This is a genomic window from Mammaliicoccus sp. D-M19 (assembly GCF_022386695.1).
In the GTDB taxonomy this organism is placed as follows: Bacteria; Bacillota; Bacilli; order Staphylococcales; family Staphylococcaceae; genus Mammaliicoccus; species Mammaliicoccus sciuri.
Map to the genome: position 1 here is coordinate 366,455 of NZ_JAJNHW010000001.1, position 26,303 is coordinate 392,757.

The 26,303-nt window shown below is 28.6% G+C and carries 17 protein-coding genes; 3 read left to right on the plus strand and 14 right to left on the minus strand.

Annotated features, from left to right (window positions below):
• Positions 1-15: 15 nt before the first annotated feature.
• The 10 genes from LQ675_RS01925 to LQ675_RS01970 all read right to left on the minus strand — a co-directional run bounded on the left by LQ675_RS01925 (position 16) and on the right by LQ675_RS01970 (position 14,909).
• Positions 16-858, minus strand: coding sequence for an ABC transporter ATP-binding protein (locus LQ675_RS01925; RefSeq protein WP_481817158.1), 843 nt, complete (start codon positions 856-858; stop codon positions 16-18).
• Between the two features lie 58 nt (positions 859-916).
• On the minus strand, positions 917-2,128 hold the full coding sequence (locus LQ675_RS01930; protein WP_048542143.1) for a glycosyltransferase family 4 protein: 1,212 nt from the start codon (positions 2,126-2,128) through the stop codon (positions 917-919).
• Positions 2,129-2,140: 12 nt separating this feature from the next.
• Positions 2,141-2,953, minus strand: a complete 813-nt coding sequence (locus LQ675_RS01935) for an ABC transporter permease (RefSeq protein WP_239726701.1) — start codon at positions 2,951-2,953, stop codon at positions 2,141-2,143.
• 21 nt (positions 2,954-2,974) lie between these two features.
• Positions 2,975-4,801 carry a hypothetical protein gene (locus LQ675_RS01940; RefSeq protein WP_239372140.1) on the minus strand — a complete coding sequence of 609 codons (1,827 nt, stop codon included), beginning with the start codon at positions 4,799-4,801 and terminating at the stop codon, positions 2,975-2,977.
• A 30-nt stretch (positions 4,802-4,831) separates the two neighbouring features.
• Positions 4,832-7,465, minus strand: a complete 2,634-nt coding sequence (locus LQ675_RS01945) for a glycosyltransferase (protein ID WP_239372141.1) — start codon at positions 7,463-7,465, stop codon at positions 4,832-4,834.
• On the minus strand, positions 7,465-8,409 hold the full coding sequence (locus LQ675_RS01950; protein ID WP_048542139.1) for a hypothetical protein: 945 nt from the start codon (positions 8,407-8,409) through the stop codon (positions 7,465-7,467). The genes LQ675_RS01945 and LQ675_RS01950 overlap by 1 nt, the downstream gene beginning before the upstream one ends.
• An 18-nt stretch (positions 8,410-8,427) precedes the next feature.
• Positions 8,428-9,711 (minus strand): nucleotide sugar dehydrogenase, encoded by a 1,284-nt coding sequence (locus LQ675_RS01955; RefSeq protein WP_239372142.1) that lies wholly within the window; start codon positions 9,709-9,711, stop codon positions 8,428-8,430.
• 209 nt (positions 9,712-9,920) lie between these two features.
• Entirely contained in the window at positions 9,921-11,909 is a 1,989-nt protein-coding gene (locus tag LQ675_RS01960; RefSeq protein ID WP_239726699.1) for an acyltransferase family protein, read from the minus strand.
• Positions 11,910-12,054: 145 nt separating this feature from the next.
• Complete coding sequence (locus LQ675_RS01965; RefSeq protein ID WP_207593094.1) at positions 12,055-13,221, minus strand: glycosyltransferase; 1,167 nt, start codon at positions 13,219-13,221, stop codon at positions 12,055-12,057.
• 14 nt (positions 13,222-13,235) lie between these two features.
• Positions 13,236-14,909: a CDP-glycerol glycerophosphotransferase family protein gene (locus LQ675_RS01970; protein WP_239372143.1), complete on the minus strand. Its 1,674-nt coding sequence runs from the start codon at positions 14,907-14,909 to the stop codon at positions 13,236-13,238.
• A gap of 135 nt (positions 14,910-15,044) precedes the next feature.
• Here LQ675_RS01970 and LQ675_RS01975 point away from each other — a divergent pair, with 135 nt between their 5' ends.
• Complete coding sequence (locus tag LQ675_RS01975; protein WP_239726697.1) at positions 15,045-16,472, plus strand: glycosyltransferase family 2 protein; 1,428 nt, start codon at positions 15,045-15,047, stop codon at positions 16,470-16,472.
• A gap of 51 nt (positions 16,473-16,523) precedes the next feature.
• On the opposite strand, the gene LQ675_RS01980 is transcribed toward LQ675_RS01975, so the two are convergent.
• Positions 16,524-19,715 (minus strand): CDP-glycerol glycerophosphotransferase family protein, encoded by a 3,192-nt coding sequence (locus LQ675_RS01980; protein ID WP_239372145.1) that lies wholly within the window; start codon positions 19,713-19,715, stop codon positions 16,524-16,526.
• On the minus strand, positions 19,712-20,950 hold the full coding sequence (locus LQ675_RS01985; protein ID WP_158259773.1) for a CDP-glycerol glycerophosphotransferase family protein: 1,239 nt from the start codon (positions 20,948-20,950) through the stop codon (positions 19,712-19,714). Before LQ675_RS01985 ends, LQ675_RS01980 begins: the two co-directional genes overlap by 4 nt.
• A 476-nt stretch (positions 20,951-21,426) precedes the next feature.
• Between LQ675_RS01985 and tagD the strand changes: the two genes are divergently transcribed.
• A complete protein-coding gene (gene tagD, locus LQ675_RS01990) occupies positions 21,427-21,819 on the plus strand; it encodes a glycerol-3-phosphate cytidylyltransferase (RefSeq protein ID WP_048542127.1) in 393 nt (130 codons plus the stop codon).
• Between the two features lie 89 nt (positions 21,820-21,908).
• Entirely contained in the window at positions 21,909-23,042 is a 1,134-nt protein-coding gene (locus tag LQ675_RS01995) for a serine hydrolase domain-containing protein (protein WP_239726695.1), read from the plus strand.
• Positions 23,043-23,069: 27 nt separating this feature from the next.
• On the opposite strand, the gene LQ675_RS02000 is transcribed toward LQ675_RS01995, so the two are convergent.
• Together LQ675_RS02000 and LQ675_RS02005 are read right to left on the minus strand one after the other, a co-directional pair.
• Entirely contained in the window at positions 23,070-25,055 is a 1,986-nt protein-coding gene (locus LQ675_RS02000; protein WP_075577823.1) for an acyltransferase family protein, read from the minus strand.
• Positions 25,056-25,246: 191 nt separating this feature from the next.
• Positions 25,247-26,299, minus strand: coding sequence for a glycosyltransferase family 2 protein (locus tag LQ675_RS02005; protein WP_107610478.1), 1,053 nt, complete (start codon positions 26,297-26,299; stop codon positions 25,247-25,249).
• Between the last annotated feature and the right edge of the window lie 4 nt (positions 26,300-26,303).

A 26,303-nucleotide genomic window follows, 5' to 3' on the forward strand; every position in this document is an offset into this window, starting at 1 on the left:
CTCATTCCATGCAAATTATAGTATCCCTACTTGGAATAACAGTATATATATCCAAGCCACACTCATTATTCCAATCATCGCTAATAAACTTGTTGGTCTTTTTTCTTTTTGTATGACTGAATCATCTACCTCTTTATTACGTTGTTGTTGGATTTTAATACGTTTATATTCTAATTGTTCTTGTTTCGATTTCTTCTTAACTTTCTGAATGAGATTAACGTACCTCGCCACGATATCATTGACTTCACCATACGCAACCATCTCACCGTAATGTATCCAAATCGCTTTTTTACATATTTTTTTAATTTGTCCTGCTGAATGGGATACAAAAAATATTGTTTTACCTTGTTCTTGTAAATCGTGCATTTTATCTATACATTTATTAGAAAAAGTTTCATCACCTACTGACAATGCTTCATCGACAATAAGAATATCTGGATCTGTATGAATTGCAATTGCAAAGCCTAATCTTGATTTCATACCACTAGAATATGATTTTAAAGGTTGATAAATAAATTCATCAAGTTCACTAAACTGAACAATATCATCAAATTTTTCATTAATTTCTCGTTGTGACATACCGTGCATTAAACATTTATAATGAATATTTTCTTCACCCGTAAATTCAGGATTTAACCCTGCGCCAATAGCAATCAGCGACGGCTTACCATTTGTATAAACTGTTCCGGAAGAAGGTTCAACGACTCCACCTAGAATATTAGATAAAGTTGATTTACCTGACCCATTCAGTCCGATTATGCCAACAGATGTCCCTTCTTCTACTTCAAATGATATGTCATGTAATGCATAGTAAGGTTTAGATTTATAACTTAATCCAAAAGTAAATAAAGATAGCAGCTTATCTTTTCTGTTTACATTTAAGTCGTAAACTTTCGAGACATTTTCACATTTTATTTTATAAGTATTTGTCATCTCTATCACCTTTTCTTAAAAATGTCATAAGCTTTTCAATATTATCTTCCCATATAAGGTGTTCATCACGATATTCACGTGCATTCCTTGCTTTAATGGATAAAGCTTGTTCATCATATTTTAATGATTCAATTTCGTTTACGATTGTATCTATTGAAGCTTGTTTTCTTGCAAATCCTAGATTATATTTTTGAATAATAGCTTCAGTTGGACCACTAATATTAGATATAGGAGGTGTTCCAACTCCAATTGCATCTACAATTTTTCCAGGCATCACATTCATAAACACATCAGAAGATTCTAAAATTGAAAGTGAAATATGATGTTTAGATATTTCAGTTAAACAAGCTGTTCGATCCATCGGTTTTTTCACTTGAATATACTTACAATCTCTTACAGCCTTTCTAAACTTGTCAGCTTGCACACCATAAACAATCGCTGTAACATTGATTTGTTTATCATTTAAAGCTAAGCATATTGAAATAAGTTTATCTACATCTTGAGCATATCCAATATTTCCTGTATAAATAACACTAAAATCATTATATTTTTCTTCAGTTATCAGTTCATTTCTTGAAATGCCATTTGGCAAATAAAATATGGGTACTTTTCGCTGTAATCGCTTCTGAATATGTGACCTAAATGCTTCATTATTAATGACAATTTTATCTGCAGAATTATACATTTTCTTCTCTAAATATTTTAATAGTGGCATAAATAAACTTATGTTAATATGCTTTAATCCATTTACGCTATCTGGCCATAAATCTCTAATTTCTAACACATATGTCGGATGTTTCGCACTTTTAAAAAATAACGTCGCCCAAGCTAGAAATATATTTGGACTAGAAACATACACAATATCATAATCGTCATTGTGCATTTTCAAGAAGACTCTTAATCTGACATATTGTTCTATATAATATACTAACCTCATGATAAAATTACTATTTTGCTTATTACCATGCATTTTCATTCGAATAATTTTCTTCTTTTCTAATTTATTTAAAGATGGATCTGTAAAATAAGATTGATCTTCAAATAGACTTTGGTTAGGATATGTTGGCTCGGTCGTTAACATTGTCGGGTCTGAACCACTTGAACGAAAAGCTTTGAACATCATTTTCATTCGATTTGCGGCAGACCCAAGTTCTGGATAAAAATTTTGTGAAATCATTAATAATTTCTTTGTCATATTATGAACACCCTATAAGTAGTCTAGTAATTTCCGTTTAAACCTTGAATGAACCAATGAACCTATTAATAATAATATAATTGTTAAAAGCCAAAAATATAAATGATCATGCCATTGTCCGTACACGGAAACATTACCATGCACAAACGCTGTACGATAAACACCTACTAAATATGCAAATGGATTTAAGCTTGCTAACCTTTGTAAAATACCGTGTGCTTCTTCCATCGCCCAAAAGATAGGTGTCATAAAGAATAGCATTCTTATAACATTTTGTAGTAAATTTTTAGTATCGCGAATAACAATAATTAATGTACTCATAATTAATGAAATACCAAAAATAATTGCATAAGATGCGACTAAAAAGTATATAAACCAAAAGTAATGCCACCAAGGTACATATCCATTAATGACAGATATGACAAATAAAATGGCCGATGTAATCATTAAATTAATCATATTATTAGTTAAAGCTATAGATATAAATATTGAAGATGGAAACTTCATTTTTGATAAGAGTCCTACATTGCCTTGAATAGCAGATGCACCTGTATTGATCCCTTGTGATATGAACAACCAAGGAAACAAACCTGAAATAAGATGTACTAAAAATGGTACACCTACTACTTGTCCACTCGCATCTCCTCTTAACCCTAAACCAAACACAAGATAATATACAGCAACTTGTAAGATGGGTTGTAATATATTCCAAAATACACCAAGATAATGATTGGCATATTGACTTTTCATATTATAAATTGCAAGTTTAAAAATTTTAGGTAAATTATTAAATTGTTCTTTAAAGATTTCAGTAACTATCTTCATATATAACGACCTACTTGATTTTTATTTTTCAATAAGTTCAAATTGTGAAGCGCTGATCCATGATGTTTTCTCAATTTTTTTACTTGCATAGACAGAAATTGTAATAGATGCTTGTGGTTCTATCGTCAATTCTAAATTGTTTTTACTCAAATCTACTAAGTCGATTGACTCACTTTCTATATCAAAATACACTGTATCTCTGCCATTTTTATTATGATAAAATGTTCTCAATTCAAGTTTAATCTTGTAATCCTCAGTATTCGTCAAAATCATTTTCTTTTGATTTTCATTACTAAATTTAGGTGTTAATGCACGAAATAACTTTTTTTCATTTTGTATAATTTGATAGAAATCTTCAGTTTGAATCATAACATGAGTCAAACTCTCAACATCCCTATTTGTATCTTCTTCTAATTGAATTAATCGATCCTCTAAAGTGTTAATTTCATTGATTTGAAAATAATTTAAAATTGGCCAATGATGTTTAATCATCAACTTATGTAACATTTGATTTTGCTTATCTTCCTGATTAATACTCATAAATTCAAATAAGATATGCCTCGTGTTGATTAAGCTAAACACATCTAAATAATCATCACTTTCTTGAACAATACAGCTATGCCAACCGTTCATTCTAGATTCATAATACAACGTTTCATAAGGATGATAACCTAATTCAATGGTCTTATAGAGCTCATTTCTTTTAACAAATTCTAATAAATAATCGTGAGATAATTGATCCACTGGAAAATCTTTAGCCCATTTTTTGATTGCATTTTCATACGGTAAAAATGAGTCTGCTCTTTGTATCCGCTTCGGAATAATACTTTTAGCAAGTTCAAAGATAGTAGATTTTAAATGTATACAATGATTAAACGACCTGTTCTCATGATAATAATTGATTAAATGAATACTATGATCTGTTTCATATAAATGATATCTATCAATCAAATTTGAATTGACTGCTAGTTGATCCATATTAAATAGCGTATGCTTTAAATTTAAATTATATGCCATTTTTTGAGAAATATATTCATCTATACGATAAATATGTGCAGCTTGTTCATGTTCTAATTCATCTATATTTTTTGTATAAGTAAAGAAATTCACATCATTGATATGTTCTTTAATATAAGATAATGATACTTTAGAATCATGACCAGCAGTGATAGAACAAATCACTTTTTGATTAAATCGAAATAAATAATCAACCGCTGCTTCAATTTCATGGTTAACGATTCTATATACTTCTTCTGCTGATTTCTTAACACATGGGTTGATTGGATAAATTCTTTTAATTGAATGGTCTGTTATATTAAATCTTGTATTGGCATTGAATTTATAAACATCTTTATATTTACTATAGTCTAAAAATCCATATGACTTATGTGCGATTCTTTCACAAGTCATATCAAAACATAATTTTACGAGTTGATTCACTAATTCAGAATGACTAGCATATAAATCATGAGACGCATGATAATACAATGATAAAAATGACGTTGCATCATTATATAGTAGCAAACGTCCATTATACTCTATCAACATAACATACCTGCCATTATAAAAACTCATCTCTTCAAGAAAATCATAAGAATCTATTTCGTGAGATAATAATTGGGCGCATATTTCAGGATATTTCAAGTCGACATGTTTCGTATGCACAAAATGACCTAATATGGCTACTTTGATGTCATTCTTTGTATACTCATAAGAACTTAAATCATTTGAAAAATAAATCGTAAAGTCAGTGAATTGAACAAATTGACGATAGTTTTTATCTTCAATTGAAATTTGTCGAGGAACGATCATATATGCTTTGTTAAAATTTATGAATATATTATCCATCATACACACCCCCTTATATCAATCACGTAATTATTGCTGAACCTCTTGTTTTAGGTGTTCAACATATTGATTTAAATCATGGTCTTCTGGACGTTTATATTGATCATACAAACTATATATTTCTAAAAATCGTTCTACCGCTTCATTTCTTTCTTCCGGTTTTACTTTTTCTAATCTTGGTAAATACCAGCCTTTAACGTAAAAATTAAATCTATGTTCTAAGTAGGATGTTAGTAATCCATGTTTTTCGTAAAATGGAATTCTTTCAATTTCTAACGTGTAATATTTATCAAATAGCTTCTTAGAAATCGAATTTGTAACTGATCCAGACACAGCAGCATAATACATATGAATAACATCTGTTACAGCTTTTACTTTATTAGAATGAATCATTAATTCTTGGAAGAATAAAGTATCTTGGCCAGCAGCACCTTCAATCATTCGAATATGATTATCTTTAATAATTTGTGATTTAATAATTAAAGCTTGAATACTTTGAGCACGTAAACCACATTTTTTCATATATTTTTTAGGATCTTCAATTAATAATTTTCCGTCGTTATACTTCATCACTGTACCAGCATAATTAAACAATGCTCTGCGCTTATTATCTTCTTTAATAATATTACCGACAACCATATCGACATCCTTATTCGATTCGATTTCTTCTAATAAAGTTGCATATCCATCACCAGTAGCTTCGTTATCAGGGTCTAAATAAGTAATATAATCTGTAGAGGCAAGTTCAGCACCTTTATTTCTTGGTCTTGAAGCACTGCCTGATCCTTCTTCATATGCATAGTAAACGATATCTGGGTATCGTCTTCTTAATCGATTAATAATAGATATCGTTTCAGAATCCGTACTACCATCATTTACGAATATAATTTCCATTTCTTTAAATATTGAAGATCTTCTTAAACTTCTCATACACTTATCTTCTAAATAAGTACCATTATTATGAATTGGGATAATAACACTTAATTTTTTCTTGTGGTTATTTTGACCATATAAAGATGCATCATAAATTTCTGATTGATCTAAATTATAGCCATTTTGAGACTGTGTGATATTCAATTGATAATCGAATATATTTTTATGATACAATGTTACATATTTATCTTGTGCATTTTCAATAAATTGATGTGCTTCATGCTGTTTATCTTTCGTAACAAAATCAACATCTACATATTTAAATGCTGTTAATAAATCTTCTAAATAGTACTCCTCATATTCAATTGAATCTTTCATGTAAGTTATAAAATCATATTGTGATACATCTTCTATTGTATCTTGAGCTTCTATAACATCAAACTGAACATGTAATTGTCGATATAGAATGTCTTTCATTTTATCCGTTAATGCATCAACAATTACGAGAATTTGTGATGCTTTTTGAGTCGGTTCAATGCCAATATATGATAGGACTTCATCTAAACGATGATACGTCGTACAATTTCTCATCACACTACGTATACTTTTAGCCTGCATATCTTCTATTTCATATTCTTGATATTGGTTCATGATTGGTGCCACATCTGTTTTATGATTAATCATAAATACATTTGGAAATTGATTATTAACACCTACCGAATAGTTAGATAAGATTAAATTCCCAAAAGCCTGCAATTCAAATATTCTATTCGCAAACATCGTTTCTGAATATTTTACTGAATTGACATTTACAGCCCATCTATATACTTTATGCAATTTCATTAGTTCTTCGTGATCAATTGGCATTGTTAAGTATGGGATATATTTCATTGGGAATTGATAACGTCTTCTTCTTAACGGTAAGTTTCTATCGACAATTGTTAAGTCATTTTCATTATTAATCAATTCATCAAAGATTCTTGCAGATTCTTGGTTTCTAACAGGATATTTCTCAGTCCAACTTCCTGCAAAAATAACATCGTTTTTAAATGATTTATTATATGGACTTCTCGTACCTACTGGATTATGGTAATGAGGATTAATACCAAATTGAAGTACATGTACTTTATCATTTTGACAATATTCTTTATAATCTTCTACCACTTCAGCAGCAGATGTCAGGATAATATCGCATTCTGTCGCGATATCTTTGTATAAATGGAAATTGACAGGGTCTTCTTTAGAATAAAAGACGATTGGTATATTGAACTTTCTAGCCTTTTGAATGCCTTCAATAAGCATTCTTCGCTTCTCACTATTTACTGAAGCTAAACCTGTCCAACTTCCGTCTATACCTCTCCATGCTGTCGCAACAATCACAACATCCATATCTCGACTTAAATCCGTAAATTCACTATCTAAATAAACGATATTCCCTATATCTTTAAATGAGTTATATAAAAATTCATCAGCAATGAGACCAACTTTGTATTTATTTTTAATAAATACACGTGACGTATCAGAATTCACAAGTTTTGATAAATGTTGTTGGTGATTTTCAAGGAAATCTAATTTGGATTCTTCTGCTACTTTTTTATAGTAATTATGATGATTTGTATGATCTTTAACCTTTTTTAATTTATATAGTCCATACATATAATCTTGTTCAACAATATCTAATACTTCTTCTAATTGTTCAACTTTTGTTTTATCATCAAAATTAACTAACGCCTCTTTAGTGGATTCGATATTACTTTTTTGATTGATATTTGTTGGCATATTTGAAGACATTATGATTTCCTCCTATTTCTCCAACTCCAGTATTTCGTTTGAATCTTTCCTAATTTAGAATTTTTCAAATTCATATATAGTCTTTCATACTGCGCTTTTTCTTCTTTTTTATTTGTTTTTTGTAATGAGATATTTTCGTTTATCAAACGAACAATTGCAGATTTTGACTCTTTTCTTTCTTCTTGAAAGTTTGTAATCATATCCAGCTGTTCTAGTGTTAACTCGTTATAATTTTCATATTGCTTAGCTTCTAAATCTTTAATAATACTTTTATCTTCTAAATCATTTAAGCTAATCCAATATTTTTTCTTTTTAATAATGATCCTTACCGATTCTGCCTTTAAGAACACCATATCAATCGAGACGTTATTGAAATCAAATTGTTCTTCATCCAATGATAAATCGATTGATTTGTGCAATGCACTATCTTGATAAAAGACTGTAGATTCTTCTATTGATACTTTTTTATTAATAGGAATTGCTCTATCTATATCTTTCGTAGGCACAAACCCTGTAAATGTTCCTTTATTAAATACAGCTTCTAACACTTCACCTTCAATTAAATACAACGCTCTAGATGAAAAGTTCTTTTCTTTAAACAACAAGTTATAATCAACTTTAAATCCTAGTTCTCTATTAATTTGTGGTGTAGAGAAATGACGTAAATCCACTCTTATCGTATCAATAGGTTTCGAAATTAATTTGATAGAATGATTTAATCTTGTCCATCCTATAATATTCGTACCTCTCACAATTAATCCGTAAAGTTCACTTTCTATCACTTTTACAGAAATAACTTTTAATGCTTTATTTAAATAGTCAGACGCATAGCCGACTGTAAGTTCATCATCATCTACATCAAATATTTCTTGATTTTCTGGTTCTCTTAAAATAATTTGAAAGCTCAATCCGCTTTGAATAATTGGACTTTTAACGTCTATCATATGAAGACCCCTCAATCTTTACTTATTAAATGAAAGTGCAATATCTTTTCCGAAAGTATATAAATTACCGTAGTTGTAATATTTAACTTGCTCAAATTGTGATTGAACAACATTTTTCGTATCGAAAATGACTTTGTCTTTCATACCTTCAAAATCTTGATCTACTAAAGTTTTGAATTCTGAATGGTCACTTAAAATCAATACAAGAGACGCATCTTTAACTGCTTTTTGAATATCTTTTTGGACAAATCCTAGCTCAACATGTGGATCATATGCTTCTATTTGAATATCATTTTCTTTTCTCAAATCATTATAAATATCAAATGCTGGTGATTCTCTGACATCGTCTACATCACCTTTATAAGTTAATCCAAATACAACAACCTTATGACCATTTAAAGTTTCTAAAATTTTCTTAGACTCATTAATCACATATTGAGGCATTGAACGATTAATACGTCTACCTTCTTGAATGAGACTCGTTGTTTCTGGATCTTTAGCGATAATAAAGTATGGATCAACTGCTAAACAGTGACCACCAACACCTGGACCTGGTAAGTGAATATTCACACGTGGATGTTTATTCGCCATCTTAATAACTTCTAATACGTTAATATCTAAATGATTACATACCATCGCAAGTTCATTTGCTAGCGCAATATTCAAGTCACGGTAAGTATTTTCCATTAACTTACTCATTTCTGCTGTCTTAGCATTTGTTTCAATCATTTCACCTTGTACGAATGTTCCATATACACGTTTACCTGCTTCAACACATGCTGGCGTTATACCACCAATAATTCGATTGTTATGAATAAGTTCATGTAATATTTTTCCTGGTAACACTCTTTCAGGACAATGTACTAAGAATATATCTTTACCAATTTCAAATCCTTGGCTTTCAAGATATGGTTTAACATGGTCATCCGTTGTTCTTGGTGCTATCGTAGATTCTACAATGACAGTATTACCTTTTTCTAAAAATGGTACGATGGATTCAACTGCACCCATTACTAATGAAATATCACATGATTCGTATTGATCATCATTATTTGGTGTTGGAACTGCAATGATAAATGCATCGGCTTTTTCAGGTTGCATACTTGCTTTAAATTTATTTTTAGCTAACACTTCTTCATAAGCTTCTTGTAAACCAGGTTCTTCAATATGAATTTGACCATTATTTAATTTATCTACTGCTTCTTTATTAATATCGACACCTACAACATCTACACCATGTTTCGCAAACATAATTGATGTTGGTAATCCAATGTATCCTAAACCAATAGTAGTTAATTTCATATTATATCCATCCTTTAATAATTAATTGTTAAGCTATTACTTTCGTAATGTTAAATATATTGTAACTTCTATGAATACAATAAACAGTCGTTTAACAGATACTTAAGGAAGGGTTTACACTCTTTTATCATTATTTACAATTGCTCAATATTTCGTGTAAAAAAAGTACCTCAATCATATAAAATCATATGATTAAGGTACTTTTTTTATTAATGATTGAGTTCTTTAAAGTATTGTTCGATATCTTTCTTTATTTTAGGACCAAACGTTTTGGAGTAACTATTTGATATATGTCCTTTATCCATATATACAATAACATTACCTATAACTGGCGCAAACTTTCCATTTACTTTGAAATACGATGTATAGTCTACATATTTAGTATCTTCTGGCTTTTGATCAAGTTGTTCCCATTTAGATACTTTTGGTAAGTGTTGTTTAGCATTCATCTTCTGAATCGTTTCTTGTTCTCCAAATTTATCTAAAGTTTCTGGGACATTAAACTCATATCTTGGATTATCCCTTATTGCCATAATCGATGTTTTTGTATTTGTAATGTTTTGATATTGTTTTAATTGTAATGGATCGATTTGTCCATTTACATCTGTACTTGAATCTGCAGTTGTTACAACTAAATCGACGTCTTGTTTATCAAGTTCTTTAATTAAATTTTTATTCCAATCGGTACAATCTTGGTCACTGTCTTTCGTTGTTAATACACAGCCACTTTTCGTCATGCTTAATACTCTATAATTTCCTTCTTCAGCTGCTTTTTGTAGTGCGCCTAACCAATGTTGTGCATGAGAACTCCCTACTAAGGCAATTGTCTTATCATAGTTTTCTTTTTTACCGTACTCTCCTACTAGAACTTTTGATTCACCTATTTTTTGATGAACTTTGTCTCTTGTAGAATCTGGTGATTCATTTCTGATTTTTGAAAACTCTGGTATCGCTTCTACATCTTCTTTAACTTTCACATGCTTTTCTACTGCCATTGCACCGGGATAATTTTCACTCAATGCTACCTTTTCTTTTTCAAAAGGATTATTAAAAATAACGAAATATAAAGATGCGATTGCCAATAACTGTATCACTAATCCAATGCCTAATTTTTTGAATGCAATTTTATTAGAAGATGCTGATCTGATTGGTTTTTCAATATAACGTGTCATTAAATATGATAATAACCATGATAGTAAAATCATACAAATACCTAATACAATTCCAGGTCGTTCATTATTATGATATTGATAAAATGATAAAATCACCCAATGCCATAAATATAAACCAAATGACAATCCTCCAACCTTTACCATGATAGACGAGCCTAAGAATTCCTTAACACCATATTTAGTTTCATAGTTACCGGAAACAAGTATAAATACGGCACATAACATTGGCCATAATGCAATAAACCCGGGAAACATTGTTGATACATTAAAAATAATACCTGTTAAGATCAAGCCTATTAAACCTAACCATCCAATCAAACTTGCTACTACACGGTTAATTTTAATTTTATTAAGATTGATTGCTAATAATCCGCCGAGTGAGAATTCCCAAACTCTTGTAAATGTATGGAAATATGCCCAAGGTTGATTGACGTGCGTTAAATAAATAGAATACGACAACGAAACGATAAATAATGTACCTAAACAAAGGTTAATTACATTAATAATTTTTAAGTTGGTGTATTTTTTATATAACATAAAAATCAAACTAAAGATGACAAACCAAATAATATAGAATTGACCTTGAATCGACATTGCCCAAAAATGTTCAACTGGTGTCTTCATTTGATCTTTATTTAAATAATCTGTACTCGATAAAGCGAGTTGCCAATTTTGATAATAAAATAATGAAGCAATGATTTCTTTTATCGTTTTGCCTAGTATTGACTCTGGTAATAAGAAAAAGCTTAAGATAACTGTTACAAGTAAAACTGTTATAACAGAAGGAAATAATCGTTTAATTAATCCTGTTATGTAAGGTATAAATTTAAATGATCCTGTTTTATTGTATTTTGAAATAATGGAAGTGGTAATTAAGAATCCTGAAACAACGAAAAATACATCGACGCCTCCAGACACTTTCCCAAACCAAATATGATATATTGCAACTAATAATGCTGCAATAACTCTTAGCCCTTCAATTTCAGGTCTAAATTTTTTGTCTAGATTAATAGGATTTGTCTGCATATTAAAATCTCCTTTAAGTATTATACAGTTGTAAGTATATATATAAGGATATTTATAAGAAAGGCAATTAATTAATATTTACAATATCTTAACACCCTATTAAAAAATCCCTAACAATTAGCTTGTTAGGGATTGAGATTGCATCTTATTTAAAGTGCTTGTATAAATCTTTCATGAATTGCTCATAAATGACATCACCGTCGAAATCGTTACTTCTTTCTATACCTTTTTGAATGACATTTTGAACATCATGATGATGATAATTTTCAATGACATTTGCAAGTTGCTCTCCATATTGTTTAGCATCTTGATAGTCTACTAAATAACCGTTTTTCTGATTTTCAATTAGAAATTCAGGACCATAACATCCTTTATAACTGATAACTACATTTCGTTGATACATAGCCTCTAATATAACAAGTCCAAATCCTTCAACTCTAGATGGAACAGCCGTAATCTTACTTTCAGCTAATACTTGTGATAATGCGTTTGTAGTAGGCTTAAGTTTCACAATATCTTGAATATTATATTGATTGATCAATTGGTGGTATTGTTCTTTTTCTTGTCCATCTCCATATAATTCTAATTGAAATTGGTATTTTCGCATTGTGTCTTGAATTAAATTGATACTATTCAGTAACAAATCAAACCCTTTTTCATGCTCAAATCTACCTGCAGCAACAATTGTATTTTGCTTATCTACGTTATATTGAGTTTCTTTTAGTATATTTGGAACAATGATTACTTTAGTGTGAGTTAAACCTTGTTGATAATCTTGTTGGTCTTCTTTAGTTAATGTCGTAACTAAATCAAGTTGTTCATAACTTTTAAGTATATCTTTTTGATAATGCTCATCATGTGCATGTAAATACATATGTTCCATACCAATTTTAAATACCGACTGACTTGCATATTTACTAACAAGTATATTGTAACTTGCACGTGTACCTACAATAATATCTGCATTCACATTCTGAATGACTTTAACAATTTGTTGCTCAATATAACTTGAAAATTGATGAAGTCCAGGTTCAGACGGATGAATAATTTTAGGACTCAAAAAAGGTGTATACTTATTGATTCTATTTACAAATATATTTTTTAAACCTTTGATAGTTTTGTTATATTCAATAATGGGTTGAATTTCAATATTTTCATGCAACTTAAAATAAGGTTCATCACTCGCTTTAAATACTGACAATATTTTAACAGAGTGACCTTTTTCACTTAATTTATTTGCCAGATTAGAAATCGATTTCGTCGTCCCACCCATATGATAAATATTGTGCACTAAAAATGTAAAAGATTTCATATAAATACCCCTTTTCAGTCCATAGCTTGTTCTATCAATTGCGTGATAGTTTCGTATGACTGATTATTTTTGTTGATAAATTGATCACTAATCGTATGATAATCGTCATTCATAATTGCATTAAACAATAATGACTGTTCAAAATATTGATTATCATTGATAGTTTCATAAACTTCTTTATATAAACCACGGTTATAATCATAATTATTAAAATCTGGTGTATATAAGTACACTTTTTTATCAATAGTTAATGCATCAAATACTATTGAAGAATAATCACTGATTACAATGTCAGAAACAAGTAGTAATTGTTGTGTTTCAAACTGTCTTGTATCGATATAATTATGCTGTTTATTAGCATGATCTTCTTCGTGATATTTATAAATGATGTTATATTTCGCTTTCATCTCATCTGTAAATTCTAATAAAAATTCTTCTTCTTGATTATCTCTCCATGTCGGCGTATACAGAATTGTTTCCTTTTCAGTATTTAAATTTAACTGTTGTTTAATTTTATTTATTTCATTTGAATTTGTGTGTTGCTCTAATAAATATTCATTTCTAGGATAACCACATGCAACAATTTCTGTTTCTTCCAATGGAAATGCAGATTTAAATACATTATTTATAGATTCTACATCTGTTATAAAATAATCTTGTTTAATTAACTTATTATATTTACGTGCTCTATAATTATAAATATCAATATTTTGTTTAGGTTCTTTGCTATCTAAAAATAGTCGTTTTAAAGGTGTACCGTGCCATAACTGAATGATCGTACCATTAGGCTTAAAATCATCTGGCAAGTAGCTTTCAAGTATCACTACATTAGCTTCTTCTATAATTTGTTTCGTATCAGAATGAGATGGTGACACAAAGTGATCACCCTTTTCTTGGTCCGTAATAAAGTAAACAGTATATTTAGGGTGTTGTTTTACTAAATACTCAAATAAATATTTTGAATTACCTCTGTAACCATAATCGAAACCTAAAAATACAATATGTGGCTTTATTTTCGATTGATCTTTGTCATAAATATTAATTGCCTTCATTTGTTTTTGTAGTGCCTTATGATTTAATTTTTGATACGCAATTTTAGGTAATTGAAATTGTGATTTTAACATGACTTTATCAATTGTTCTTGCGATAGAAGGAAGCCTTGTCTCTTTCGCCTTAAATAATGGCGTTATACCATTTAAAAGTGCAAATTTGTTTAAATAGAATTTTTCTTCATAACTGAGACTTTCATTTTTAAATGCTGCTAAACAGTTTGCACTTGGTTTACTTTGATGAACATAATCAAAAATAACGTGAGAATCAATCTTAATTTCATCCAAGTGGAAAATCGCGTTCAATGTAATATCAAATATTGTTTCCCACTTATAATTAGAAATTAGCCATAATAGCTCATCTTTCTTAAAAATAATATTTGGTTGAAGCGTAATATTATTAAACCAATCAGCAACAGTAATAAATGCCTTCCCCATATATTTACTATCGTTTGTATAATAACCATTGTTTGTATAATCAACCATATAAGATTGGTTATCCAACTCTAAATTGTTCAACACTTCTTCCCTAACTTGCGTATATCTATCTATTAAAATAATATGATTTTCTTCACGACATTCTGCAATTATATATTTTTCCAAATTATGCTGGTCATGAATATTTATAATTTTAATCATTTTACACCTCATATATTTTAAGTTAATACAATAAATTGACTTCTCTATTTATTCATATTACATTATATAAACAATGTGAGACAAATATGCCACATTGCTTATACAATTTGATTTTTTAACGAATGGAGTTAACTTATGTTATTCAAAAGTAAAAAGCTTTTTTCTATTATTGTCACATCATATAATAATGAAGATAAAATAGAACGTGCAATTGATTCAATATTAAATCAATCACTAGATAAAAAATATTACGAAATCATCATTGTAGACGATCATTCTACAGATAATACTCAAAACTTAATTCAAAACTATGAAGCTAAAAATATCAAATTTATCATTTTAGATGAAAATTCAGGTGGCCCTTCAAAACCTCGTAATATCGGTATTGAAGAAGCAACAGGTCAATATATTTATTTTCTAGATGCAGATGATTATTTAGCAACAGATATATTAGCAAGAATTGCTAATGACGATAAACTACTTAAATCAGACATGATTGTTGGTAGAACATTACGCCAAAATGACCATTCTTTAACAGTACATGCCAGATTTATGAGTAATAATAATCGTTATAATTATAACATCAATGACATCCCATATATATATAATCACTTTGGTCCGCCATCAAAATTTATTAAACTGAGTCATATTAAAAAACACAATATAAAGTTCCCAGAAAACTTACATTTTGGGGAAGACAAAATGTTTTTCACATATTTAAGTCCTTATATTAATAATGTATCTACGGTGACAAATAATTGTTCAATCATTGACAGAACAACATCTAATGAATCACTTACAAGAGGTGTAGATTTCTATGAAAAACGTGCTTCAGATTTAGAAATTATTCATCATTTACTAGAACAAGAATCAAACTCTAAAAACATTCGATTGTTAAATCGTTTTTTAGAATATGATCTACTGAAAAGTTGTAATAGTCATGTATTCCTAAATAGTGATAAAAAGCAACAAGTTCATTATTTTAAACAACTGAACGAACTTTTCAATCAATCATATATAAAAGCTGATATCATTCAAACAATCAGTCAAGAATATACAGACGCAATTAAGTTTATTCAAAATAATGATTATGAGTCATTTATGAATTTCTTTACTTGGCTGAAAAAACAACCTAAAATCATTCAAAAGCAACAAAAACAGACATTATTAACTGATGCTAATGAAAGATTCACAATACCATTTCAACAGTCAACGTTATTAAATATAGCTGAATTAGACAAATCCATTAAAATACAAATTGAAATAGACGGTGTTGATACTGACAAAATATGTAACTTGTCTCTTATGTCTCGAAAAGTTTACAAAGATGATATCGTTATTGAGAATATAGATGTACAAGATAACCTCTTAACCATCTCAATACCTAAAATTGAAATCAATAATAAACCAGCAGCAATTTACAACTGTATCATCGTATATGATGGATTTAAGCATTTAAATATTAAATTTGGTTATGACAAAAAAATCAATTTAACAGATAAAAATGGTATTTTCTACCCTACTATAAATGGAAACCTTTCTTTAAAGTTAACAAATAAATAAAAAAAGCAGAACTGATACACAATTACAGCGTCAGTTCTGCTTTTTGTTTATTTAAAATAATTTATCGACTATTTGTTTCGTTGCTGTTCCTTTTTCAAATGAGCAGAATTTTTCATAGAATTTATCATACTTATCTTTATATGATTCATTAACCGTTTCTATATTCTGAATAGCATCAATTAAACTTTCATTGTCTTTTAATAATGGTCCTGGTGCTTCGTCTTCGAAGTTCATATAGAATCCTCTTAAATTATCTTTATAATGCTCTAAATCATATGTGAAGAAGAGTAATGGTTTTTGAGTATTAGCATAATCAAACATTACAGATGAATAGTCTGTAATACAAATATCACTAATTAAATATAAGTCACTAATATCTTCATAGCTCGCAACATTATAAATAAAACCTTCTAATGATTTATCGATAATAATATTATTACTAATAATGATATGAGGTCTTAAGAGAAGTACATACTCGTCTCCAAGTTTTTCTTTCATTTGATGTAAATCTAATTTTAAATTAATTAAATGTTTTTTCGCAGATGATACTTCATCATCTCTGAACGTTGGCGCGTACAATATCACTTTTTTATCTTTAGGAATTGAAAGTTTACGTTTAATAATATGTTGTTTTTCTTCAATATCATTTTCATAGAAGATATCATTACGTGGATAGCCCACTTCTAGCATTTCTTTTTTAAAATTAAATGCAGATTTAAAACAACTTGTTGCGTATGGACTTGGTGAAACTAAATAGTCCCATTGTGAAACTGAGCGATTAATTCTGTCAATATAGCCTTCATCTCTACCTTTAAAGTCATCGACATCATTTAACATTTTTTTCAATGGCGTACCATGCCATGTTTGAATATATGTTGTGTTCTTCTTTTTCTCAATATAATGAGGGAAGTTTTGATTATTAATCCAATATTTAGCGATTGATAAATATTTATAATAACTAGGGCTTAACCGTTTCACTGTTATAACATTTTCATCATCGAATGGGTAAATTTTATTAGATACCCAAACAATTTTATAACCTTTATCGAGCGCTTTAATTTGATCATAAATCATTTTAGGACTATCTGTAACTTGTTTACCTAAATTACTTTCTATCACGATTAATTTTTCATCCATCTTTCCGAATCTTACAAGGAATTTATTCATATAAGACATAATATCAAAGTATTTTTTATGTCTTCTGAATCGTTTAAATACATGCTGTGAAAGAATATCATATTTCAATGCATCTTTAATGATATTTCTGCGTTTAAATGATTTAGCTTCTTCATATATACGCTGTGAATTGTTTGTATCTTTATATGCTACAAATTTATTAGCTTTATTGATAATTTGTTGTTCGTTCTTGAAGCCGTTATCAACATAATGGCTTGCAGCTTCTATTACAGCTTCTACATTATCAACAATTCTACCAGGCAGTTCTTTATCAAGATCTAAATGTGATGGTAATTTACCGATAAATCTATCTCTATCAAATTGATAGTAAATAACTGGTTTTTCTAAGAAACTAAAGTCAAATGCAACACTTGAATAGTCTGTAATCATCAATTTACTTTCTTTAATAAGTAATTGAACATCTACTTCACCTTGTCTAATGACTTTAATGTAATCAGGTATATCAAAATATTCAACAAATGCTTGCATATTTGGATGTAAACAGAATATGATGTCTACATTTTTTGATTGAGAAATTGTTTTCCATTCTGGTCTATTCAATAAGTCATTATAATTTTGTAGATAATCTGATTCTAGAAGACTATTAATATTTGTTATCCAGTCACGCCATGTAGGTATAATTAAGATTTGATTTTTAACTTCTACGTTTTCCTTAAATAATTCATCAAATCTTGATAGACCCGTAACTTTTGCTTGATATGAATCAAATAATAAATCTCTATTGACGATTTGTTTTTCTCGATTAGAGCTTGTTATAAACATATCAACGTTAAAATCTTTCAGTTGTTTACCATTAATCTGCGTTAGGTTTTTAGCACCTAACACGCCATGTTGTAAGAAGACACGTTTAGCTCTAATTTTTTTTACATAACTTGCTTCATGACTTGGGAATAATAATTCTGTGTGATGTGTACTGCAAATCACATCTGCTTTGATCATAACTTCGAAATGTTCTTTTGATTTAAAATCAATAACATTTCCGTATGGTTCTACATTTTTTCGTTCTTCAGAATTTTTATCAATAACATAATATACTTCTTCGTTAGGATGCTCAGTTCTCATGTATTTAAAGAAGTGATAACCGTTATCTTGAGCTTTATATGATTTTTCACCAATTACCCAAACTTTATTTTTATTCAAATTATTTTTGATTAACGTTGGATAGTCATGCATTAATTTTTTATACGCTGCATAGTCTTCTTTTGCATATTCATTAATTCTAAACGATAAGTTTCTACCTTTCATCGTGAAATATGGTATAGCTGTTTTTACTGTTTGACCAAGATTAATTGATACTTCGCCTTTAGCAAATCTTTCTACCATAATTCTAGGATTACCTAATTTTACATCAATTACATTTTTAAATTCTTTTACTTTTATACTTAGGAAGATATCGATAATATCTTCTGAGTCAAAGTCATTTGCTAAATACTGCTTAAGTTCATTTAAAATATCAATTTCAAAATCATAACTTGTAGAGTTTAGCTTCTTATATACATTAAATACAGTAGGTTCTAATGGTATTTCAATTTCATTTTCACTTAACCTTGAAGTGATTCTTAAATGAGCATATTCGAGTGTTGAATTTTGAATCGAGAACTTTCCTTTTAAAAAGGCTTGTTTATTATTTATGACAATTTTATCTATATGTCTTCTAGCAAAATAAGTAGAAACTGGCAATTCTGGCTTTAATGTAAATTGAATAATGCCATTTTTAGTAATATACGGGGTAATAGTCGTTTCATCATTAATGATTGTTTCGAAGTTTTGAATATAATATTCATATTTTTTTATGTTTATTTTTTGAATGGATTGCGTAATACCATCAGATTGCTCAAGTAGAATAAAGATTGTTTCTCTATCATATTGTGAAAATTTCTCCAAGACTTCATTTAAATTAATTTTAAATTGATTTTTGATATTTGATTGTGGAACCATTATTTCATCAAATTCATTTTTTATATAAACATTTTTAATATTATCTAATGTTTGATCAAACTCGAAGATTAATAATTCACTTTCTTGATAAATATTTAATATTTTCATAGTTCATGAAACTCCTTTTCTTTACCTAGAGTACGAATGATTTTTTCACTTACTCTTTTAGTTGCTTCTCCATCATCAAGATGATTATATTTATGATTAAATGTTTTATAAGTATCTGATTGAGGTATGTCTTCATATTGCATTGATTTAATATAATCAATTAGTGCTTCACTTGTTTCAAAGACAGGTCCTGGTAAGTCTGATTCATATGGTAAATAGAATCCTCTAATATCATTTGCATATTCATCTTTATCATATGCAAAAAATAAGATTGGTCTTCGTAGATTCGCATAATCAAAATAAACAGACGAATAATCTGTGATTAATACATCACTCATTAAGAATAATTCATTAATGTCATTAGCATCTGATAAATCATACACATTTTTATAATCTTCTAGGTTTAGATGTTCTGATACTAAATAATGCGCTCTAATGAGTAATACATATTCATTCGATAGCTCTTTACTAAAAGCATCTAAATCAAGCTTCAGTTTAAAATTGTATTTACCAACATCTGTACGATCATTATCTCTCCATGTTGGCGCATACAGTATTACTTTTTTATTAGAGGGAATATCATATTTTTGTTTGAGCTGCTTAATATATTTTTCATCATTTAACTGAACTAAATCATCATTTCTTGGATAACCTAAAGTCAACATCTGTTCTTCTTTTAAATTAAATGCAGATTTAAATCGTTCAGTTGCAGTTTCACTTGGTGATATGAGGAAATCCCATCTACTTGTTTCTTTATTAAAGCCATAAAGATACTCTTCTAGCGTGACATCTGGTATTGAAATAACCGTTTGATCATTAGCTAATTTCTTTAAAGGTGTACCATGCCATGTTTGAATATATAGTTGATTATCTTTCTTTTCTATCTGTGATGACAATCTCGTATTGGCAATCCACACTTTAGCTTTTTGATAGATTTTGAAATATTGCTTTGAATTTTTCTCAACAGTAGCAATATTTAAAGCTCTTAGTTCTTTGTCTAATTGCTGATTGTCAGTTACTACAATATGCTCATAATTAGGTAGATTTTCACTTAAGTATAAATAAAGCATTCTCGGAGAATCTGTAAATGATTTACCATTAAACGATTCATATACAATTGTTTTTTCTATTTTGCTTGAGAATATATCTGAAGTATAATGTTTAGAACGAATTGTAGATAAATGTTTACGAAATTGGGAAATCATATAACTATATTTATATTCCCCACGCTTCATAGCTTTAATCTCCATATATTGAAATACACTTTTTTTAGATGTATTATAATTAATTTTTCTTAACAAAATTGACAAACCATTTCTATTTTTTAGTATAAAGTCAAATTTATAAGGAAATAGAGGATTGAAAACTTTGTTAAAATAAAAAAGTAGTTTCTCTTTATTTGTATTATCAATTTCTTCCTTATTATTAAAATATGTAATCGTACTTTTAAATGAGTTTTCTGTCATCAGAAATAATTTATCTTCCATAAATACTCCTCTAATTCATAATTTACACTAAATTAACATATTCTATTATAATACACTACTGATTTATAAATTTAAACTAATGACTATACAACATGTTGTAAAATAGCTTTTAAAATTAATTTTTATACCATCATCCTTTAAGTTGAATTTACAAACTTTTCAAACTATTTACAATAGGTCCTATATATATTAAGATTAAACATATAAAATAATGAGGTGAAGAAATGCGTAGAGTACTTACTTATGGAACATATGATTTACTGCATTATGGTCATATTGAGCTTTTAAGAAGAGCTAAACAATATGGAGATTATCTAATTGTTGCTTTATCAACAGATGAATTCAATAAGTTAAAAAACAAAAAGTCATATTATAATTATGAACAAAGAAAAATGATGTTAGAATCTATTAGATATGTTGACTTAGTTATTCCAGAGAATAATTGGGAACAAAAAACAGATGATGTAAAGAACTTTAAAGTAGACACATTTTTAATGGGTCACGATTGGGAAGGTGAATTTGACTTCCTAAAAGATCATTGTGAAGTGATATATCTTAAGAGAACTGAGGGTATTTCAACAACTCAAATTAAAAAAGAGCTTTACGGTAATGAATAGGACACAAATATGTGTTCTATTTTTATGACATTAAATGTAATTTTTTTGCATTCATGGTAATATAATGTAAAAAACATCAGGAGAAGATCATGAAGAACATATATAAACTTATATTATGCATAATCGTTGCTTTACTTTTAGTCATATTTAAAGATTTATATCAAATACGACACTATAAAAAAGAACATACAGAGACTCATATCCATAAAAAGCAAATTCAGAATAAAGAAAATCATGAGAAACAAACATTAACTAATGATTTTAACGAATTCGATGAGATAGATAAATACTTAAAATCTAAAGGATTCAATGGAAATATAACCATTTATAAAAATAACCGCCCCATTATGAGTAAAGCATATGGTTTTAAAGATATTGAAAAAGGTGTGGAAAATGATGATAAATCAATGTATCTTCTTGGATCAGCTAACAAATTTGTAACAGGCTTAATGTTGAGAGAGTTAGAAGAACAAGGCGTTATTAATATAAATGACAATGTAAATAAATATATACCTAATTTCCAGAATGTATATCCTATCACTATTAAAGACTTAATGTTACATAGAAGTGGTTTAGCTAAAGCAAACTTTCCACCTAATGTTAAAGGTTTAAATGGTGCTATAGAACGTATTAAGTTTAATGGTGTTGTACCTCAAAATTATCATAAATATTTTTATAACGATGCAAACTATATCACGATTGCTAAAGTTATAGAAAATGCTACGCATAAATCATTTAAGCAAAACCTTAATGAACTCATTATTAAGAAAGTTCATTTAAAATATACAGCTCGTTATGACTCTAATAACCACCAACAGTACATGGTAAAAGGTTATAAATTAAAAAATAATCAGTACAAATATTTCTATCCAACAACTCTCGATAAATACGATGGTGCTGGAAATATATACATATCTACAAATGATATGGCAAAGCTTGTTAATCAATTCAAAATGAAACAAATATTAAATGAATCATCTACTGATATTTTACTTTCACAAATTGATACACATATATACCCAAGTGCTTATAGATATGGATTTTACAGATATCCTAATCATCAAAGATATAGAGGTATATTCTTTCAAAATGATTTTGTGACATACTCTAACGATCAATATATCGTTTCAATTGCAAGTAATGTATTAAAAGATCATTATCAAAGTGATACGGAGAACATGTTAAAGCATATTTTTAAAGATATACTTAAACAAAAAATGTAAAAATAGAGAGTGGACTTTCTCCACTCTCTATTTTTTAACGACAGATTTAATTTCTTTACCTAAAATAGGTCCAAAAGTTTCTGAATAGGTATTTGTCATATGGTCCATATCTCGATACACGACAATATTACCTATAATTGGTCTATATTCACCGTTCATTTTAAAGTATTCAGATGGATCGAATTTTGGTAAATCTTTGTTTGTTTCTGATAGTTTTTTCCAATATGAAGAGTCTTGTTGATTATTTCCTTTATTCATAAGTTTAATTGTTTCTTTTTCACCAGATTTTTCTAGTTCTTCTGAAACATTAAACTCATATCTTGGAATATCTCTTATTGCCATTACTTCAATATTATAATCATTTTTAACTTTTAATAATTCATCTACCATTTGTTGTTGAATCTTATCGCTATTTGAGTCAGCTGCTGTAACATGTGACAACACTAAATCAATATCATCAGATTTCTTTAAATAGTTTTCCACATTTTTAACCCATTGTCCTTTTAATGAATTATCATCATAACCAGTAGAGAATCTTGTACCTGATCTCGTGATATTAATCACTCTGTAATCATGCTCTTTAGCCGCTTCAATAACTGCTCCTAACCAATGTTCAGAATGTGAACTACCTACTAAAGCGATTGTTGCTTTATAGTCCTTTTTCTTACCATAAGTACCAATTTTTAAATCTGATTTTTTTAAACCTTGATTAGAATCGTCTATGTGTGATTGTGGCAAATCATCAAACACATTGGCGAATTCAGGCTTAGGATCATTTTCTTTAATTTTTTGTTTTGAAGTTGCAGCTAATGCTCCTGGATAATCTTTCGATGCTAGCGCTTTGTCGTCAGACATTTTTACATAGGCATTATGAGAAACTAAACCAGCGATTAAAATAATATTAGCTAGTGCAATGATACCAATTCTCTTGAATGCTACTTTATTTAATTCTGCACTTCTAATTGGTGTTTCAATATATTTTGTCGTAATGAATGAAAGTGCAATAGATAATGCAATAATGAGCACCCCTGAAATAATACCTGGTGTTTCTGAAATATTGTATTTGTAGAATGATAGTAATACCCAGTGCCATAAGTAAATTCCGAATGAAACCCCACCAAGTTTAATCATGATCGGCATAGATAAGAAGTTCTTAACACCGTATTTAGTATCTTTATTACCTGATAAAATAATCAGTAATGCACAAGTCATTGGCCATAAAGCGATATAACCAGGAAACATCGTTGATACATCAAATATTGCTCCTGTTAAAATTAACCCTATAAGACCAATCCATCCAATAATTTCAGCTGTTAAATTACTAATTTTAATTCTGCTTAAGTTAATACAAAGTAAACCACCTAATGCAAATTCCCACACTCTTGTAAACGTAATAAAATATGCTAAAGGTTGATTTACAGCAGTTAAATAAACTGAGTATGCAAATGACACAACAAATATAAAACCAAGTAAGTAATTGACTAACTTTTTGCCATTTGATAAATCATATCTTTTTATTAGGAACAATACACCTGTAAATAATAAGAACCAAATGATATAGAACTGCCCTTGAATAGACATTGCCCAATAATGTTCAAGTGGACTTTTCATTTGCTGTGCATCTAAATAATCAGTATTACTCAATGCCAATTGCCAGTTTTGATAATAGAACATAGATGAAACGACTTCTTTCATTGTCTTATCAAAAATGGTTGATGGTAAGAAGAATATGCTTAATACCAATATGACTAATATAATGATAAATGCTAGTGGAAATAACCGCTTCATTAATTTAGATATGTATGGCCAAAACTTAAATTCTCCAGTTTTATTGATTGTAGATATAATAGATGTTGTAATCAAGAAGCCAGATACAACAAAGAAAACATCTACCCCACCAGATACTTTACCAAACCAAATGTGGTAAATAGCGACTAATAAAGCCGCAATAATTCTTAAACCTTCAATTTCAGGTCTAAATTTTCTTTCTATATCAATCATATTTTTATTCATTTTTAAACTCCATCTTATATTAGTTTGATATGCAATTATAAATTATATCAAACAATTAACCGATGTAAAGTATGTGTAATAAATATTTAATTAGTGTAAATATTGATTTTAATTATAAATTCATCTACATAATACAAAAAACTACTAACAACATTTTACAGTTGTTAGTAGTTTTTGAAATTTTATAATATTTAATGAGATATTTTTTTACTTTTATTTCTGATATTTCTTAAGTTCATTTTTGTCTTTAGTTTCAGTAGCTTAAATTTATAAGAACGATAAGCTTTTTTATCAATTTGCATATCTAAATTACTTGCCACTTCTTTAAATCTTTCATAATTGTAATTCGCAGCAATTGTTAATACGAGCTCTTTCAAGTCTATCACACTATTCGTTTGAAGTTGTTGAACGACTTTTAAATACTTTATCGCTGGATCAATAACATGATTTAAGTTCTCTACTTTCATAAAATTATTTCGAATTAAAAAGTATATGATGAGATAATCCATTCTATAACTATAGTAGTTACTCACTTTTTCTTTTAAACCATTTAAAATGTCCATTGTTCTTTTTCTAACTTCAATGGCATCATTTAAATATTTTTCAATATTTTTGTAACTTGTCGCTACTATAGAATCTTCAATGCCTATGTTATATAAGTAAGCTGGATCATCTAATATTGTAATACGACTCTTTGACCAAGCTTTTAAATTAAAGGTATGCTCTTCACAAAAAGTAATATCTTCATCAAATCTAATATTTTCTAATATCTCACGTTTATACAATTTACCATAAGGACCTATAGACTGCGTAACTTCTGGTGTTAAGTTTAATGTCGTATGATCCACAGCTTTTAAATCATTGTAAGTTTGAATCGGCCTAATCTGATCACCAATTAAATGAGAAACTTTACCGACAACGATATCTGTATCATTTCTTTTTATCGCATCAATCATCTTGTCGATAATACCTTCACCTAATTTATCATCTGCATCACAAAACATAATATATTTACCTTTTGCGATACTAATGCCTTCATTTCTCGTTGCCGCAGCACCTTTATTTTCTCGATTTACAAGTACAATATTAGGATTATTAATTTTGCTAATTACATCTGCACTATTATCTTTAGATCCATCATTGATACAAATGATTTCATGCTCATAATGACTTTTAATTGATTCAATGGTTTGCTCTATTGTTTTTTCTGCATTATAAATAGGGATGATAACACTTACTTCCATATTG